Annotated in this window: 18 protein-coding genes; 4 read left to right on the top strand and 14 right to left on the bottom strand. The window is 66.2% G+C overall.

From position 1 onward, the window contains the following. Positions 1-171 precede the first annotated feature (171 nt). Positions 172-1,185 carry a zinc-binding dehydrogenase gene (locus tag LLW23_RS08035; RefSeq protein WP_228948263.1) on the top strand — a complete coding sequence of 338 codons (1,014 nt, stop codon included), beginning with the start codon at positions 172-174 and terminating at the stop codon, positions 1,183-1,185. Positions 1,186-1,260: 75 nt separating this feature from the next. On the opposite strand, the gene LLW23_RS08030 is transcribed toward LLW23_RS08035, so the two are convergent. From LLW23_RS08030 to LLW23_RS07995, 8 genes are all read right to left on the bottom strand, one after another. Then, a complete protein-coding gene (locus LLW23_RS08030; protein WP_228948262.1) occupies positions 1,261-1,908 on the bottom strand; it encodes a hypothetical protein in 648 nt (215 codons plus the stop codon). A gap of 150 nt (positions 1,909-2,058) precedes the next feature. Next, positions 2,059-2,811: a GntR family transcriptional regulator gene (locus LLW23_RS08025; RefSeq protein WP_228948261.1), complete on the bottom strand. Its 753-nt coding sequence runs from the start codon at positions 2,809-2,811 to the stop codon at positions 2,059-2,061. 93 nt (positions 2,812-2,904) lie between these two features. Then, positions 2,905-4,029 (bottom strand): CaiB/BaiF CoA transferase family protein, encoded by a 1,125-nt coding sequence (locus tag LLW23_RS08020; RefSeq protein ID WP_228948259.1) that lies wholly within the window; start codon positions 4,027-4,029, stop codon positions 2,905-2,907. Further along, the gene (locus tag LLW23_RS08015; RefSeq protein ID WP_228948257.1) at positions 4,026-4,952 is read right to left on the bottom strand and encodes a hydroxymethylglutaryl-CoA lyase; all 927 of its coding nucleotides are present in this window, start codon (positions 4,950-4,952) and stop codon (positions 4,026-4,028) included. The genes LLW23_RS08020 and LLW23_RS08015 overlap by 4 nt, the downstream gene beginning before the upstream one ends. Continuing rightward, entirely contained in the window at positions 4,949-5,569 is a 621-nt protein-coding gene (leuD, locus tag LLW23_RS08010; protein ID WP_228948256.1) for a 3-isopropylmalate dehydratase small subunit, read from the bottom strand. Before leuD ends, LLW23_RS08015 begins: the two co-directional genes overlap by 4 nt. Next, entirely contained in the window at positions 5,566-6,966 is a 1,401-nt protein-coding gene (locus LLW23_RS08005; protein ID WP_228948512.1) for a 3-isopropylmalate dehydratase large subunit, read from the bottom strand. Before LLW23_RS08005 ends, leuD begins: the two co-directional genes overlap by 4 nt. Continuing rightward, positions 6,959-7,459 (bottom strand): DUF3598 domain-containing protein, encoded by a 501-nt coding sequence (locus LLW23_RS08000; protein ID WP_228948255.1) that lies wholly within the window; start codon positions 7,457-7,459, stop codon positions 6,959-6,961. The genes LLW23_RS08005 and LLW23_RS08000 overlap by 8 nt, the downstream gene beginning before the upstream one ends. Before the next feature lie 2 nt (positions 7,460-7,461). Continuing rightward, a complete protein-coding gene (locus tag LLW23_RS07995) occupies positions 7,462-8,823 on the bottom strand; it encodes an alpha/beta hydrolase (protein ID WP_228948254.1) in 1,362 nt (453 codons plus the stop codon). 82 nt (positions 8,824-8,905) lie between these two features. Between LLW23_RS07995 and LLW23_RS07990 the strand changes: the two genes are divergently transcribed. From LLW23_RS07990 to LLW23_RS07980, 3 genes are read left to right on the top strand one after another with little or no spacing between them, the layout of a single operon-like run. Beyond that, positions 8,906-9,598: an isochorismatase family protein gene (locus tag LLW23_RS07990; protein WP_228948252.1), complete on the top strand. Its 693-nt coding sequence runs from the start codon at positions 8,906-8,908 to the stop codon at positions 9,596-9,598. Continuing rightward, a complete protein-coding gene (locus LLW23_RS07985; protein ID WP_228948251.1) occupies positions 9,591-10,490 on the top strand; it encodes a polysaccharide deacetylase family protein in 900 nt (299 codons plus the stop codon). Before LLW23_RS07990 ends, LLW23_RS07985 begins: the two co-directional genes overlap by 8 nt. Continuing rightward, positions 10,487-11,401: a polysaccharide deacetylase family protein gene (locus LLW23_RS07980; RefSeq protein WP_228948250.1), complete on the top strand. Its 915-nt coding sequence runs from the start codon at positions 10,487-10,489 to the stop codon at positions 11,399-11,401. Before LLW23_RS07985 ends, LLW23_RS07980 begins: the two co-directional genes overlap by 4 nt. 75 nt (positions 11,402-11,476) lie before the next feature. Here the strand turns inward: LLW23_RS07980 and LLW23_RS07975 are convergent, their stop codons facing one another. The 6 genes from LLW23_RS07975 to LLW23_RS07950 all read right to left on the bottom strand — a co-directional run bounded on the left by LLW23_RS07975 (position 11,477) and on the right by LLW23_RS07950 (position 17,694). Further along, entirely contained in the window at positions 11,477-12,211 is a 735-nt protein-coding gene (locus LLW23_RS07975; RefSeq protein ID WP_228948248.1) for a hypothetical protein, read from the bottom strand. After that, on the bottom strand, positions 12,208-12,570 hold the full coding sequence (locus tag LLW23_RS07970) for a hypothetical protein (protein WP_228948246.1): 363 nt from the start codon (positions 12,568-12,570) through the stop codon (positions 12,208-12,210). Before LLW23_RS07970 ends, LLW23_RS07975 begins: the two co-directional genes overlap by 4 nt. A 67-nt stretch (positions 12,571-12,637) precedes the next feature. Then, positions 12,638-13,834, bottom strand: coding sequence for a class I SAM-dependent methyltransferase (locus LLW23_RS07965; RefSeq protein WP_228948245.1), 1,197 nt, complete (start codon positions 13,832-13,834; stop codon positions 12,638-12,640). Continuing rightward, positions 13,831-14,889: a nitrilase-related carbon-nitrogen hydrolase gene (locus tag LLW23_RS07960; protein WP_228948244.1), complete on the bottom strand. Its 1,059-nt coding sequence runs from the start codon at positions 14,887-14,889 to the stop codon at positions 13,831-13,833. The genes LLW23_RS07965 and LLW23_RS07960 overlap by 4 nt, the downstream gene beginning before the upstream one ends. Next, positions 14,886-16,442, bottom strand: a complete 1,557-nt coding sequence (locus LLW23_RS07955; protein WP_228948243.1) for an FAD-binding oxidoreductase — start codon at positions 16,440-16,442, stop codon at positions 14,886-14,888. The genes LLW23_RS07960 and LLW23_RS07955 overlap by 4 nt, the downstream gene beginning before the upstream one ends. After that, positions 16,423-17,694: an MFS transporter gene (locus LLW23_RS07950; RefSeq protein WP_228948242.1), complete on the bottom strand. Its 1,272-nt coding sequence runs from the start codon at positions 17,692-17,694 to the stop codon at positions 16,423-16,425. Before LLW23_RS07950 ends, LLW23_RS07955 begins: the two co-directional genes overlap by 20 nt. Positions 17,695-17,699: the final 5 nt, after the last annotated feature.

The following is a 17,699-nucleotide window of genomic DNA, read 5'->3' as shown; positions in this document are numbered from 1 at the left end:
CAGGTTGCAATCGCCCCGGAACGTAATCCAGCCGATCGTGGCAACGAACAGCGCCTCGTTAGCGTGCCGGCTGATGTTGGGCATTTCTACACCACCCTTGATCGCGGAGATCACATCCACCATACCAAACATGTCCGGACAACTTGGACTGTCACGTCGATTGGAGATCAAATGCCGGAAGCCTTGGTCACGTCTCGCGCTATCCAGCTCGTGCGTTTCGCAGCTTCCTTTCGAGAAGCGATCGACATCGTCCACGTGCCGGCACGCGCCCCGATGGCGGGCGAACTGCAAGTGCGGAACCGCTTCTGCGGGATCAACGGCATCTTTGATACGCAGATCGCACGTGATGCCGTCGATTATATCAAGCTGCCATTGCCCAGCTTCACTGGCGTCGAGGCGATCGGAACGGTCGAGGCGATCGGCGACGGGGTCGAGGGTTTCTCCATCGGCGATCCCGTCGCAACGACACGCTTCGGCGGCGGCTATCGCGAATTGGGGATTGCGCCCGCGAGCGCGTTCGTTCGGGTTCCCGCCGCCACTGCAGACATTCTGACCTTGGTTACGACGGGCGTCTCCGCGCTCCTCGCGCTCGAGCACATCGGTGAAGTGCGCGACGGCGAGACCGTCGCCATTTCCGCAGCGGCGGGCGGACTGGGGCATCTGCTCGTGCAGCTCGCGTTGCTGCGGGGCTGCACCGTGATCGCGGTGTGCGGCGGCGGGCGGAAAGCGGACATGCTGCGTCGGCTGGGGGCACATCGCGTCGTCGATTACCGTAGCGAGAACCTGAGCGCAGTGCTGCAGGCCGAGTATCCCGCGGGCCTGAACGTGGCGCTCGACAGCGTCAGCGGCGGCATCTTCGACGCCTTTCTGACGAACATGGCGCCGCATGGGCGGCTCGTCGTTTCCGGCGCGGCGCAGGATCTCGACGGCAAGCCGGAAATCGTGTCGGCGCCGCGGATCGCCCATTCGATCTACTATAAGGGCGTCTCGGTTCGTGGTTTCATGAACGGGCTGCTCGGCGACTTGCACCCGGCCGCGCGCGAGCGATTGTTCAAGCTGTACGCCGATGGGCTGATCGAGGTCGTCCGCGACGACCGGCCGTTTCACGGCATCGATGCGATCCCCGATGCGGTGGAATGGCTGCTGTCGGGCAAGTCGATGGGCAAGGTGCTGGTGGACCTGTAGCCCTGCGGGCGCGTCAGCGGCGCGTTCGCCCGCATCGAGGAGCCTGCGGCTGTTTTCGGCCGTGCCGCTACGCCATCACCATGGCTTCACCAGCCCGATATACGCCGTTGCGAGCAGCAGCGCGTAGACCGTCCACACCCAGATGCGCGTCCGGTTCATCGTGCGAAGGAGCGGGAGTTCGGTCGCGTCGCTCGATCCCTCGTTGATCAACCGGCCGAGCAGCGGGCCAACGGGCTTGAACGCCACGTCGATCATGATCGCCGCGGCAAAGATCAGCCCGAACAACAGCGCCTTCGTCGCCAGCCAGCCAGCCAGTAACGGCCCCTGGCCCGCCAGCGACGCCGCGCCCAATCCGATGTAAAATGCCGTCAGCCCCAGCTTCAGCACGAACTCGATACGGCGATCACGCTGCGCACGCGGCGTCTGATCGTGGAGATGCGCATCCCACACCAGCCACGTCCAGAAGGCCCCCACGGCCCAGGTCGCGGCGAGCAACCATCCCGGCACCGCCCAGAAGCCGCCCATTGCCACGACGGACAGGCTGACGGGGACCATCAGCGCCCACGCGGTGCGCGGTACCATATCGACCTCGACCAGCAGCTTCAGCAGCGCCAGGCGCTGATCGAGCGTGTAGCGCCCGCGCTTGCGGAAATGCTGCCCGAGCACGAACACGCCGACATCTGCGCCGAGCCACAGGACGAACAGCAGGAGGTGTGCGAACACCAGCGAGGGATAGGCGTAAACGCTCAGGGCAGCCTCCGGGCGAGCATGTAATTGTCCGGACAACTTTAGAGCAGAGCAGTTCGTGGCGCGCAACCGCCGCCAGGTGCGCTCGCGAGAAAAGATGCCACCGCGCGTGCGGGGAAACTGACGCTAGCGATCGTTCTCGATGTGCATGGAGTAGGCGAAGCGTTCACCGGGGTGATAGCTCGCCGATATCTCGAACAGGTCGTCGGCGATGTCATAGTAACAGCGCAGGATGCGCAGGCACGGGCTGCGGCGCTGTACGCGCAGCAGGGCGGACATTTCGGCACTGGCCGACACGGCCTGAATGTCCTGCGTGATCCGGCCGATGTTGATGTTGCCCAATTGCTCGATCTGGCGGAACAGCGTGGTCTGCGTCAGATCGATCGCGCGGGCGACATCGGCCAGCCGGCCATGGACGAAGGCGTCGGTTACCGCGATCGGGCGCTCATCGCCGTCGCGGAGGCGAACGCCGCGGAAGTGGTGCCATATCTCGTTCGCAGGCGTGCCGACCTCGTCGGCGATCTTGCGCGGCAGTTTCGCCTCGCCCTCGGCGCTTAGCGTAATCGACGTGTCCTGCGCATATTGCAGGATCTCGCCGACGTTCGACAATGGCTGGTGCAGCGTACCGCCACGCGCGGCCGCGGGCCGCACAACGGTTCCCGATCCGCGCCGTCGCGCGATCAGCCCTTCGGATTCGAGCCGCCGCAGGGCCTCGCGTACGGTGAACCGGCTGACCCCGTGGGTCTTGCACAATTCGCTTTCGGTCGGGAAATATTCGGTCGGCGAAAGCTCCCCAGAGAGGATCGCGGAGCGCAGCGTGTCGGCAACCTGCAAATAGCGCGGCGGTGCCTTTCCGGCAGCGGTAGCGTCGCGGCTCAATTCCTGCTCCCAAGCTATCGAAATCCCGGCATTCTGCCGCGCCCTTGCCCATGGCGCAGATGCAGGGTGGCGACAACCGATGGATGGGATCGATTAGCTTATTCGGGCGCGGATCGCATCATCATCGGCGCCGGGCGTGGGAAGCGTCGAGCACTGGCTTAGCCGCTTCCCGTCCATCTCGATCGGCAACGCCGGCAGCCGCGTTTCCCGACCGTCCGGCAACACGACCCGCTCGAGCCCGCCGGCCGCTAGGTGTGGATCATCGAACATGTCTTCGGGGCGGCCGATCGGTGCGAAGGGCAGGCCGGAACCCTCCAGCCGGGCGATTACCTCGCCGCGAGTGAACGTCGCGATCAGGGCGCGGATTTCCGGCAGCAGGCGATCACGCGCGAGCACACGATCATTGTTGCGCCGCAATCCCTCGTCGGCCCACAGACGATCGAGGCCGAACAGCGCGCAGAACTTCTTCCACAGCGCATCGGTGACGACGCCGATGAACACGGGTTCGTCGCGCGTCTCGAACACGTCGTAGATCGCCCAGGCCGAGACACGCGCCGGCATCGGGGCCGCCGGTTTCCCGGTCACCGCATATTGCGCCATGTGCTGGCCGACCAGATAGGCGGTCGTCTCGAACAGCGAGGCCTGCACCTTCTGCCCGCGGCCCGTGCGATGCCGCTCCTCGACCGCGGCGAGGATCGCGATGACGCCGAACATGCCACCCGTAACGTCGATCACGCTCGAACCAGCGCGCAGCGGGCGACCCGGCGGCCCAGTCATATAGGCGAGCCCGCCCATCATCTGCGCGACTTCGTCAAGCGCGGTGCGATCCTCGTACGGGCCGGGAAGGAAACCCTTGAGCGAGCAATAGACGAGCCGCGGATTATCCTGCGCCAGCGCATCGTAGCCCAGTCCCAGCCGGTCGAGCGCACCGGGACGGAAATTCTCGACGAGAATGTCCGCCGTCGCGACCAGTGATCGCGCCGTGGCGATCCCGTCCTCGGACTTGAGATCGAGACAGATGCTTTGCTTGTGGCGGTTGTACATCGGGAAATAGCCCGATCCCGACCCCAGCAGGTTGCGCGTCTGATCGCCGCCGATCGGCTCGATGCGCACGACATCCGCCCCCAGCGAGGCGAGGATCGCACCCGCTGCAGGCCCCATCACCATGTGGGTGAATTCGACGACGGTGAGGCCGGCGAGCGGGCGTGGGTTGGTCATGCCGCACGCCGATCGAGGCCTAGCGGCAGGCCCGCATCGGGGGTGAAACCGTACAGCGGTTCGCCTGGCAGCGCAGCAGCGACGATCTCGCGGACCTTCATCAGCGCATCAAGATCGATGCCGGTGTCATAACCCATCGCGTGCAGCATGAACGCCAAATCCTCGGTGACGATGTTGCCTGATGCGCCCGGCGCGAACGGGCATCCGCCCAGTCCACCGAGCGATGCGTCGAGCGTGGTCATGCCTTCGTTGAGCCCAGCGAGCGCATTCGCGAGGCCCAGGCCGCGGGTGTTGTGAAGGTGGAGGCTGTTCAGGCGTGCGTCGCCAACTGCCGCCTTCACCCGGCGCACCAGCCGGCGGACCTGCGCGGGATCGGCATAGCCGGTCGTATCCGACAGGCAGACCTCGACCGCACCGGCCGCCACCGCGCGCTCGGCGAGTTCGACCACCTTGTCTTCGGGCACCGCGCCTTCGATCGTGCAGCCGAACGCAGTCGACAGGCCCACCTCGAAGTGGACATGCTCGTCCGCCGGCAATGCCGCGACGAGCTCGGCGATGGCCTGGATCTCGGCGATCATCTGATCATGCGTGCGACGCACGTTCTTCAAGCTGTGCGTTTCCGAGGCGGACAGCGGGATCGACAATTTGCGCGCACCTGCGGCCAGCGCGCGCTGCGCACCCTTTGCATTGGGCACCAGCGCCGCGACGCTCAGGCCGGGGATCGTGTTGGCGTAAGCGACCAGCGCGGCGGTGTCGGCCATCTGCGGCAACAGGAACGCCGGCACGAAACTGCCGACTTCGATCTCCCGCACACCCGCGGCGGCTTCGGCCGCGATCCACGCCTTTTTCGCGGCAAGCGGCATGATTCGATCGATGCTCTGCAACCCATCGCGCGGGCCGACTTCACTGATGAGGATGGTCATGGCTGTGGCCTCAGATAGATCCAGGGGCGCGCCGCACGATCCGCGGCGTGGAAGGCGGCGATAGCGTCGCGGTGGCGCATCGTGAGGTCGATGCCGTCGAGGCCCTCGGCGAGCATCGCCCGGGCCTCCGCATCGATCTCGAAGGGATAGGACGCATCGCCCGCCTCGACCCGCCGGGCGATCAGGTCGACGGCAATCAAACCCTCTGCTGCGGCGATCGCGCGCACGATCGGTTCCGCCAGCATTACCGGAATGATGCCGTTGCGGATGCAATTGCCGCGGAAGATCGGGGCGAAGCTAGGCGCGATCACCGCGCGCACGCCATATTCGTGCAGCGCCCAGACGGCATGTTCGCGGCTTGATCCGCAGCCGAAATTCTCGCCCGTCAGCAGGATTGGGGCATGCGCATAACGCGGATCGTTCAGCACGAAGCCCGGATCGGCGACGCGTGCCACGGGGTCCGTATAGCGCCAGGCCGCGAACAGGCCGTCCGCCAGCCCGGTCTTGCCGACGCCTTTGATCTCGCGCGACGGAATGATCGCGTCGGTATCGACATTCGCGCGCAACAGCGGCGCGGCGACCCCTTCGGCGCGCGGCACGGGCGGAAAGGCAGTCATCGCGACACCGTACGCGGATCGGCGATGTGGCCGGCGAGCGCGCTGGCGGCGACGGTTTCCGGGCTCGCGATATGCGTTCGTACGCCCGGCCCCTGCCGACCCTCGAAATTGCGGTTGGTGGACGACAGGACGCGCGATCCCGGCGCGAAGCCCTCGCCGCCGGCGTAGAAGCACAATGAGCAGCCGCTCATCCGCCATTCGAAGCCCGCATCGGTGAAGATGCGATCGAGTCCTTCGGCTTCCGCGGCACGGCGCACGGCAGACGAGCCGGGCACGACCAGCGCCTTCACGCCCGGCGCGACGTTGCGCCCCGCGACGATGGCGGCGGCGCGGCGAAGATCGCTCAGGCGGCTGTTGGTGCAACTGCCGATGAACGCCACATCGATCGGCAGCTGTGTCAGCCGATCGCCCGCCGCGATGCCCATATAGTCGAGCGCACGCGCATATCCCTCGACGCCGAGCCCGCTATCGGGCAGCTCTGGCACCGCATCATCGACGCACACGGCGCTTTGCGGGCTGATCCCCCAGCTTACCATCGGCGCGATGTCGGCAGCGTCGATTCCGATCTCCCGATCGAAGCGCGCGCCCTCGTCGCTGACCAAGTCGCGCCACGCCGCGACGGCGGCATCCCAGTCCGCGCCGGTGGGGGCGTAGCGGCGTCCTTCGAGATAGGCGATCGTCTTCGCGTCAGGCGCGACGAAGCCGCTCATGGCAGCGAATTCGGTCGCCATGTTGCACAAGGTGAGCCGCGCTTCGATGTCGAGCGCGCGAACCGCGGGCCCGGCGAACTCGATCGCGTGGCCCTGCCCGCCGCCTGCACCGAAGCGTGCGATCAGCGTCAGCGCCATGTCCTTCGCGGTGACGCCCGGCGCCAGCACGCCATCGAAGGTCACGCGCGTCGTCTTGGGGCGAGCCAGCCGCAGCGTGCCGGTCGCCATCGCATGTTCGGCCTCGGTCGATCCGATGCCCCAGGCCAGCGCACCCAGCGCACCCTGGCTGCACGTGTGACTATCCGGGCAGACCAATGTCGTTCCGGGCAGGACGATCGCGAGCTCGGGGGAAATGACGTGGACGATCCCCTGGTCGGGATCGTCCACGTCGAACAGCCGGATTCCCGCGGCCCGCGTTTCCTCGCGCGTCGCGGAGAGGAACGCATCGCCGCCGGGCATCAGCGTGCCTGTCCGACCGGGGCGGGTATCGACGATGTGGTCGGTCACCGCGAACACGCGCGCAGGATCGGCCACACGCCGCCCGCTTGCCGCGAGCGACCGCAGCGCCACCGCACCGGTGCGTTCATGCAGGAAGACGCGGTCGATCGCGATCAAGTCCTCACCGTCGAGATGCGCGATGCGATGCTGTTCCCACAGCTTGTCGAACAGGGTGCGCGGCTCAGGCAGCCTTTGTCTCCATCGCCGCTTCGATCCCGCGCCAGTCGCGCGAGACGAGCCGCTCCTCGATCGACGTCCGACTCGCGATTTCGCCGCCCCGGATCCAATGCCACGTGCGGCAGCGGTAATCGCCCGCGTCGGAGAGCTGGATCATCTCGTAAAGATACAGGTCGGGATCGCCGGTACGCTGCCAATAGAGCATCAGCGTGCGCTTCTTCTCGTCCAGCGCGACCTCCGCGGCCCAGCCAACGATCAGCTCATTGTCCCACCAGATGCGGCCGTCGCGAAAGTCGGCGGGGAAGTCGCGGGTTTCGGTGCGGCCGTCGGCCCAGGTGTAGAAGTTGGTCTGATGGTAAGGATGCGCGCTGTCCTCGTCCACGCGGCACAGCAGGCGCGAGGTGTGTTCGTCGATCTTCTCGCCGGCCTGATTGTAATGGATGTAGATCCCGTCCCACACGCCCTCGTGCCGAGCGAGCAACGGCATCGCTTCACGTATTCCCATGATCATTCCTCCTGCTGACGACGAGCGATCAGCCATTCGCGCGCGGCGCTCGAGCGGATGAGCGCGCGATGCTCGATGGCGAGTTGGTCCGGGGCGAGATCGGCCGGCGCGAACGCAATCGCATTCTCCGCCTTCGCCTCGTACCACGGCGAGAATAGATGCCCGGCGCGCACGATTCCCCAGGCGCGGGTGAGATAAGCGCCGAAACGATCGGGCTGAAAATCGGGAAACAGGCGATCCGGGTCACCCACCGGCATCGCCTCGTAAACCACGTCACGCGCGTCCAGCACCTCGGCCGCCGCCTCGATCACTCTGGTCCATGACGCGGCATCGACGGGTGGCTCGCCCGGCCAAGGATCGGAAAGGCCGTGTCCCGGCAGGTCGATCGCTAGCGCCGCCTCGGGCAGCAGTTCCAGCCCCCGGCCCGGTCCGTGGATCGTCAAGGGTGCGCCGCGTGAGCCGCGCCAATGGATCAGCCCGTCATAGCCCGGCACCGATATCCGGAAGAACCCTTCGTCCGCGGCCTCGCCCAAACGATCCGGCCCAGCCAACGCGAATTGCGCCAGATAGGTGACGCTCACTTGCTGATGCTCGTCGGGTGTCGCCACCTTGCATGCCGACCATTGGGGCGGGAGCGTGCCGAGCCGGTCGATATGGTCCTGCAGCGGATCGCCCGTGCTGGCCGTTATCAGCACCGGCGCGGTCGGTTCGCCGGGTGCAGGTATGTCACGCGCGGCACGGAGCACCGCGCCGTAACCGGTGCGATAGGCATCGCCCGAATCGAGCAGGTCGCGGATCGTCGCATCGACGCGCACCGGATCGTCGTGCGCCACCGACATGCGAGTCGCGGGCTCCACTGCGAACCATGGGAAGAACCAGGTCTGCTCCAGCACGCGGTTCCACGCCCAGGTCAGATGCTCGCCATACGGCTGCGGCCGGAACGGTGGCAGATAGCCGTCCGAGAAGATCCGGCGCTCCTCCGGCGTCCAGATCGCATAGCCGCCGATCGCCAGCGCAGTGAACCGCGACGGGTGCCGCTTCAACGCGTTGACTAGGATGATGCCGCCGGAATGGAAGCCGTAGGCCGCGACCCGATCGATGCCCAGCGCGTCGAGAAACGCCACCAGCCCGTCCGCGAATGCCTCGATCGAAGCGTCGAGATCCGCGAACGGATCTGATTGCCCGAAGCCCGGCGAATCGGGTGCGATGCAGGTGAAGTGGCGCGACCAATCGCGCATCAGCGGCGCATATTCCGCCGAGGATCGCGGACTCTGATGCACCATCAGCAGCACCGGGCCGGCTCCGGCGCGGCGATAATGGACTCGTCGCGTGCCGACATCAACGAAGTGGCGGGTGATCGTCATGCGCACAACTTGTCCGGACAAATTCAACTAGACAAGTCCTTTTTGCGTCGGGCATGCTTGGCGCATCGAGCAGGAGGCACGCATGGGCGAAATCATCGGCACTCACATGATCGACGACGGTCGAACCGCGCGTCAGATCTTCGAGGACGTGATGTCCAATCCCGCGCGTGCGAAATTCGGCTTCGGCGAGAAGCTCGCGATCGTGAATGTCGATTTTCAGAACGCCTATACGCGGATCGACGAGTTCAAGACGGCCTACGAAACCGATCCCGATCAGATCGCGCATGTGAACACGATCTCGCGGCTGGCGCGCGCTTGCGGCATGCCGGTGATCTGGACGCATGTCGCTTATATGGCCGACGCCAGCGATGCCGGTGTGTGGGGCACGCGCACCGATACGCCCGACAGCTTGCAGAATATCAAGGAAGGCAGCCGCCGCCACGCCTTCGACGATCGCTGCGACATCGATCATGCGAAGGACGCGATCTACACCAAGCGGATGCCCTCGGCATTCTTCGAAACGCCGCTGCAAAGCCTGTTGGTGTGGCACAAGGTGGACACCGTCGTGGTGACAGGCGGGTCGACGTCGGGATGCGTCCGCGCGACCGCAGTCGATAGCCTCAGCCGCGGGTATCGCACGATCGTCCCGATCGAAACCTGCGCCGACAAGCACGCGAGCTACCATTTCGCGAACCTGACCGACCTGCAGCTCAAATATGCCGACGTCGAACCCGTGCAGACCGTCATCGCATGGCTGGAGGCGCGCCGTGGTTGAGGCCGCCCCGGTCGCCGACCCGGCCCTGTACGACTTTCAACGCTATCGCGATCGCCCGCGCATCGTGTGGCCGGCGGGGAAGACGGTCGCGGTCTGGGTCGCGCCCAATCTCGAATATTACGAGATCGACCCGCCCGCCAATCCGCATCGCAAGAGCTGGACGACGCCGCATCCCGATGCGGTCGGCTATAGCCATCGCGATCATTCCAACCGCGTGTCGCACTGGCGGATGGCGGAGGCGATGAGCCGCAACGGCTTCCCCGGCTCGGTGTCGCTGTCGGTCGCTCTGTGTCAGCATCATCCGGCGGTGGTCGAGGACGGCGCGCGGCGCGGCTGGGAGTTCTTCAGCCACGGCATTTACAACACGCGCTACGCCTATGGCATGGACGAGGCGCAGGAACGCGCGATCATCGAAGACTCCATCGCGACGGTGCAGGCCGCGACCGGGCAACGAATCCGCGGCTGGCTGGCGCCCGCGCTGACGCACACGCCGCGCACGCTGGATTTGATCGCCGAATACGGCCTCGATTACACCTGCGACCTGTATCACGACGATCAGGTCGGCACGGTGAAGGTGAAGAGCGGGCAGCTCGCGTCGATCCCCTACAGCCTCGAGGTCAACGACCATTACGGCTTCTTCGTCTACAACATGTCGCCGCGCGACTATGCCGATACGCTAATCCGCCAGTTCGAGCGGCTCGCCAGCGAGGGCGCACGCTCGGGCACGGTGATGTGCATTCCGCTGCACGCCTATCTGATCGGGCAGCCGCATCGGATCGCGGCGTTCGAGCGCGTGCTGGAGCATATCGCCGCCGACGGCCGCGCGTGGATCGCGCGCGCCGGAGAGATCGTCGATGCATGGCGTGCGCAGCAACCGGGAGACGCCGCATGAGCCTCGATCCAGCGTATCTCACCTATCCCAAGCGCCGGTTGGGGTATGACCACGAGATCTATCCCTGGTCCGTGATCGCTGATCGTCCACCGCTGCGCTGGCCGGGCGACAAGGGCGTTGCTGTCTGGTTCTGCGTCAGCCTGGAGTGGTTTCCGCTGACCCCGGCCGACGTGCCGTTCCGTGCGCCGGGCCATATGGTCACGCCCTATCCCGATTACCGGCATTACACCGCGCGCGAATATGGCACGCGGGTCGGCTTTTACCGCCTGCTCGACGCCTTCGCGAACGCGGGCGTCACCGCGTCGATCGCGACCAACGCCGCGATCGCAGAACGCTATCCCGACATCATTGCCGACATCGTCGCGGCGGGCCACGAGATCATCGCGCATTCGACCGACATGAACGGCACGATCGCCACCGGCTTGCCGATTGAAGAGGAACGCGCGCTGATCGCGCGGTCACTCGACACGATCAAGCGGGCCGCGGGCAAGCGCCCGCGCGGCTGGCTCTCTATCGCAAGGTCGCAGAGCTGGAACACGCCCGACCTGCTGAAGGAAGCCGGCGTCGATTATTGCTGCGACTGGGTGAACGACGAACTCCCGTACCGCTTCACCAACGGGCTGGTGAACCTGCCGCTCAACCACGAACTGTCCGATCGGCAAGTGATCACCGTGCAACAGCAATCCGCCGACAGCTACGCACAACAGCTGCGCGACGCCTTCGACTGGCTGGCGGGCGAAGCGGGGCAGGATCATGCGCGGCTGCTGCCGATCCACCTGACGCCGTACATTTCGGCGCTGCCGTACCGGATCGACGCGATCGAGGCGCTGATCTCCGATCTTGCGGGACGTTCCGAAGCATTCGTCGCGCCGGGCGACGCGATCGTCGATGCGTGGGGCGCACGGCGATGACCCTGCTCCCCGCCCGCGATCAGCGGGCGGGGGCTGTTCGGTTACGATAGGGATGCCAAACGCGCGGCGGCGCGATTACCGGTCGAGCTCGACCAGTTCATACCACGTCTGCATGTAGCCGCCGACGCCGCCCTGGACGAAGATCGAGTCCGCATCCGCCGTCACCCACAAATCGTAATGCGGATGAGTCGTGCCGCCCATGCCGCCGTCGGACGCATCGACGAAACGGAAGTGGCGACAGGCAAAGGTGCCGGCAGTAACCGTCACACTTTCCTCGCCGACATATTCCAGGTCGATCTTCACCTCGACCGCCATTGGCGGGGTCGCGCCGCGGTGATCGGGGGAGGGCAGATACGCGCGGATCGTGCGGCGGTGCGGCCCCTTCGACAGGTCCATGCAGCGCGTGGTGAACGCGTCGGCGATGATCGGATGCGTTCCCAGCGCGTCGATCGCGCCATCGAACCGCACGACCTGCGACAGCCGGCCGATGCTCGGGCCGAAGCTCTCGCACTCGATGATGCCGCCGTCGGGGCCCGCCTTCACGTCGAACCAGCCCGAGCCCATGAAGGTGTCGCCCACCGTTAGATGGACATGCAGATTGCGCGGGCTGCCGTCGGGGCCGACCGAGTAGATGATGTCGCGCAGCACCGTCGGTGCGGGCTCCTCGATCTCGCATTGCGCGCGCAGGATGGTCGATCCGTCGCCGTGGTGCGTGAAGGCGAACCATTCGCGGCCGCGTTCCTGATCGAGCATCTCGGGCTTCTTGGACGTGTAGCGGATCTTTCCGCGAACCTGGCGGTGGGGCATCATAGCGTCTTCAACTCCTCGCTGACCTGTTCGACCGGCTTTTCCTCGACCGCCATCGCTTCCATCGCCTGCTGCACGCCGCGCATCACGCGCGCGATATACGCCTTGGTCGCCACTCCGCGCTCCTCGGCGGCGGCACGATCAGGCACGAAGCCCTCGATCTCTTCGGGCGTGACGATACCCTTGGCGGCCAGCAGCCGTTCGAGCGTGTCTCCGCGTTGCCGCTGGACCGACACTTCGCCGACCAGCGCCATCACGATCGACAGCAGCCGATCGGTCGCGGGATCGGCGAAATAGTCGGGCCGCTTTCCCTTGGCGCGCTTGCCGGCCAAGGCGATCCAGTCGAGGGGGTCGTCGCTCACATCTGTCTCCTGTCGCGCGTGCAGGTCCGCACGCGCGCCGTGTTCTTCCGGTTAGTGCGAAGTCCGCCTATGCGGCCTTCCACGCGCCATAAGCGTGCCAATAGGCCGCCCGGCCATGATCCTCGTCCGCGCCCGATTTCGCTTCGGGGAAGACGTCGGTATCGACGACGGCACGCACGCCGCTGGTGAACAGGCTCTCGGGCGCGAAGCCCGCCGCGATCATCTGTTCCTTCATGTCCAGCGCATGCATCGCGGACCAGAACGGCTCGTTGTTGTTGAACGCGTCCCAATCGCGGATGAACTGTTCGTACAGCGGCATCTCGTCCGAATATTCGGGCTGCTCGAGGTGGAACATCAGCCCGCCGGGGGCGAGCACGCGATATCCCTCGCGGATGATGCGCGGCAGCGCGGTGCCCGACAGTTCGTGCAGGAACATCGTGGTCTGCACCCAATCGAAATGGCCGTCGTCGAAGCGGCTCATGTCCTCGGCGTTCATCTGCACGAAGCGCAGGTTGCGCGCCCCCAGCGCCTGCGCTCGGGCGTGGCCGTAGCGCAACGACGGCGCGGCGGTGTCGATTGCGATCACTTCGGTGTCGGGAAAGGCGAGCGCCAGCGGCACGATATTGTGGCCCACCGTGCATCCCAGGTCGAGGATGCGACGCGGCGTCCAGCCCGGCCGCTCGCGCCTGATCCACTCGACCAGCGCCTGCCCGCCGCCGTCCGACAGCGCACCCAGCCCGCCGGCGGTGGTGGCGAAGATGCCGGCATCGTAATTGGCGCCTGCCGAAACGTCGCCCGGCCGATCCTCACCGTGATAGCTGCCGGGCATGCAGTGGATATCGACCGCCGCCTGATAGCGCGGCGTCGTGACCGCCGGGTCCAGATCGAGCGTCTCGCGGCCCTCGTTGAACTGGCGCACCCTTGCGTCGAGCTCGTCCATCTGGCGCAGCGCCATCTGGCGGCCGTTCTGCTGGCGCATCTCCATCGAATTGCGCTTCAGCGCGGACCAGAACAGGTGCCAGGGATCCTTGTTCATCGCCCGACGGATCTCGAACCGGTCCGCCGGATCGCGGCCGTGCTCGGCCCGGAAGGCGGGCAGCACGCGCGTGTCGTAGGCGCGCTTGTTGCCCGCACCGATGCTGCCGGAAATGTACTTGTTCAGATTGGCGAGGAAATCGAAGCGCGCCGCCTCGTCGTGGCTGGCCTCCGGAAACACTGCGTGTCGCGTGACGGCGGTATAGGGTGGGGGAACATCGTGCTTCATATCAGACCCTCCTTCGCGGACCGTTCGATCACGCCGGCATGGACGCGCGCGAAATGCTCCCGATCGGGAATACGGAGCGCACCGTCGCGCGCGATCAGGCTATCGGCGGGCTGCACCACGCGGCCGGAATAGATCGGCGCGAACAGCTCCAGCCGCTGGCGCGCCAGTTGATTGGTCATGCCGGGCTTTCGCCGATGCGCGCGAAGCGCCGCCACATCGAGATCGGCGAAGGCGGTGAACGTCTCGCCCGAATTTGCTTCCGCGAGCACGTGGCCCTTGTAATCGACGACCTGCGAATTGCCGTCCGCAGACGCCCCCGGCATCGCCGTTCCGGCAATCCCGGCGGTGTTGGCCGACACGACATAGGCGCTGTTCTCGAACGCGCGCGCACGTCGCGCGATGGCCTTCGGCGTGGCGATCGGCGCGCCGATTTCCGAGGAGGAATGAACGAAAATCTCCGCCCCGCGCAACGCATGCGCGCGGGCGATTTCCGGATACAGGATCTCTTCCGATGCGATCGCAGCGATGCGCCCGATTTCGGTTGTCGCCACGGGGAACACGCCGTCGATCCCGTAACGGTCGAGATAGGCGGTCCATACGTCATGCGGCGTCGGCGCGAACATCGAGTTAAGCCGCCGATAGCGCAGCACGACCGCGCCCGTCGGTGCGACGACGAAGCTGGTCTGAAAATACAGGCCGGGGAAGGCCGGGTCGCGCTCATAAGCATTGCCGGCGAGGAACAGATCCTGCGCCAGCGCGATCCGGCCGAGTTGTTCATACTCCGCGCCGTCCATGTCGATCGCGGCTTTCTGCGCGAATGCCGCAACCCCGATCCGCCCCGGATAACTCGTCATCCAATATTCGGGCAGCACGGCCAGCCGCACGCGCGTGCCGCCATATTGTTCGACGAACACGCAGGACGCACGCAGCTTCCGCGCCGTGTCGTCGATCGTCGCGGCCATGCTTTCCGCCACCGCCTCGCGCGTGGCGCAATCCTCGACCGACCGTGCGGTCAGCTGGAGTGCGATCGCGGCGAAGGGGGCGGGCGTCGTCACAAGCCGAGCGAACCCGGGTTCATGCGATGATCGGGATCGACCGCGCGCTTCACGGCCTCCAGCACGTCCCACGCGCCGGGATCGCTGCGTGCTTTCAGCGGATAGGACCGGCCGATCTGGAAATGCCCGGCCTCCACCTCGCCGAAGATCTCCATCAGCCCGGCACGTAGCGTCTCGACGAGCGCACGCCCTTCGGGATTTACCGGGAAGCGCGTCAACTTGGCGAAATGCCCAGGTTCGATCGCGCGCTCGTGCGCCTGCTCGAGCTGATCGGGCCAGAAGAACACCGGCTCGATCAGGAAGCTGGTCGTCCCCATCGTGAGGAACAGATAGCCGGCACCGATGTCGAGCCGCTCCATCGCCTCGCGATGCTTTTCGTACAGCGCGATGATCGCATTCAGCGTCGGCAATGCCTTGCTGTGGCGCAATACACCATGCGTCGGCACCCAGCGTTCGCCCTGCGGCCCGACCATCGAATTGACGTTGGGGAACGGGTTCGCACGCATTACCTTGGGGATGGTATTCTCGACCGGACGACCGCCCGCCGCCTTCACGATGGCGTTGATCGCCTCGAGATCGGCATCCGCCGCGGCCTGGTTGCGTCCCTCGCAGATGGTGTGGACCGAGAAGCCGGCTTCGTCGAGGAACGAGCGGCCGGCGGCGACGATCTTTGCGCCTTCCTTCAACCCCTTCCAGAAGCCGCCCTGCGACTTCATCACGCCAACCAGCGCCTTGGCGTCCTTGGCCAGGCTCTCGCGCTTCATCCGCTGCGCCTGCAGGAACGGATCGAAACCGAAGATTTCGGTGGCAAGCCCGGCGCGCGCGATCTCGCTCGTGGCACCGATGAACGCTGCGGCATCGTCGAACGCGTAGCTGCCGTAAGCGAGTGCCTTGGCCTCGCGGATCAGCGGTAACGTGATCTGCGCCTTGATCCCGAAGGCGCCGCAGTCACCCGCGAAGATCCCGGTCACGTCGGGGCCGAACGGCCGCATCCCCGGATTGCCGGTGCGCACGATGCGCCCATCGGCCAGCACGACGTCGAACGATAGCGCGCTCGACACGATCGGCCCGCGTGCGGCGCCCCAGAACACGCCGCTCTGGCTCATGCCGCCGCCGACATTGGCGATCAGCCCCGAAAGTGTCCCCCAGACGGGCGGGCGCAGACCCAGCGGGTGCAGCGTCTCGTACAATTTGGCCCAAGTGCAGCCCGCCTCGACCGTGACGGTCATGTCGTCTGCGTTCACCGACAGGATGCGATCCATGCCGGATACGTCGATCACGAGCGCGCCAGCCTCCGCTGGAAGATAGCCCGAGGTATAGCTCATCCCGCCGCCGCGCGGCACGATCGTCAGCCCCGCGGCAGCAGCCGCGGCGATGCCGCGCGACAAGGTCTCGATATCACGCGGGCGGAAGATCCCGGCGGGCGGGCGCCCGACGCTGAAGATATCCTGCCCGTAGAGCGCGCGCTCGCGCTCGTCGGTGACGATCAGGTCGGCGCCGACCGCGGCGGCGACGGTGTCGATCGCGGTCGGTTCAGACAGTCTGGTGGCCACGCTGGTCTCCAAGATTGGGGTAGCGTCCGAGCGTCAGGAGCATCGCCCCGCCCGCTGCGAACATGAAGATCGCCGCGATCAGCATCGCGTCATAGCTGCCGGTGCGATCACGCACGGCGCCATACAGGATCGGCGAGATGCCCGATCCGATCCCGAACGGCATGTAGAGCATGCCGTAGATGCGGCCGTAGTGGCGCATCCCGAAATAGCGCGCAGTGAGGAAGGCGATGACGTCCGATTCCGCGCCTGCGGCAAAGCCGAGCAGGAAGGCGCCGGTCATCAACATCTGCAGGCTGTTGCCCGTGCCCATCAGCAAGCTGCACGCCACCGCTGGCAGCAGCATCGACGCGAAGGCGACACCCGGCGCCCAGACCCGGTCGAACAGCAGGCCGACGAGCACGCGCCCTGCCAGAATACCCAGCGCCACGATCCCCAACACGCTCGCGCCGGTGGCGGCGGTAAAGCCGTGCAAGGCGACGATCTGCGCCATGTGGATGTGCGCGCCGCCATAAGCGATCGAGACCAATATGATCGATCCGATCAGCATCCAGAAGCGATAGCCGCGCACCGCCTGGGCCAGCGTGAGCCCTTCGACCTCGCCGTCTGCGGTGAGCGCTGCTGCGGCGACTTCGCCGGGGCGCGGCTCGCGAAACCACAGATAGGTCACCGGCAACGCGAGCAGCAGCGGCAGCAGCGCCACCGCCGGGAAGGCGAGCCGCCAACCGCCCACCGCGATCGCGCGGTTGGCGATCTGCGGCACCACGATCGCGGCAAGGCTGGTCCCGAGCAACATCATGCCGAGCGCCAATCCGCGGTGGCGCGTGAACCACATGCTGACTGCCCGGCTCCAGGTGACCGGGGTCGAGCCGATCCCGATGACGCCGAGCAGCAGCCAGAAGCCGTACCAGCCGGCCAAGGTGCCGGGCACGAAATAGAAGGATCCGAAGACCAGCCCGAATGCGAGCAACGACCATAAGGCAACCGTCCGCACGCCGATCCGGTCTGCCAGGCCACCGATGAACGGGGCCAGCAGACAGGCGCTCGTGCCGAAGATCGTCATGCCGACGCTGATCTGGGCGAAATCCCAGCCATATTCGGCGTGGATCGGGCCCATGACCAGCGGCAGCACATTGAACGGCAATGGCGATGCGCCGCACGCCGTCCCCAGCAGCGCCGCCGCGAGCACCCGCCCGCCGAGCTGGAACTCGGACGGGGCGGAGACTGTGCCCTGCTGCGCGGCGGAGGTTGCCATGGTAT

The organism is Sphingomonas radiodurans, from assembly GCF_020866845.1.
Taxonomy (GTDB): Bacteria; Pseudomonadota; Alphaproteobacteria; order Sphingomonadales; family Sphingomonadaceae; genus Sphingomonas; species Sphingomonas radiodurans.
This window is presented reverse-complemented; position numbering and strand designations above follow the sequence as displayed.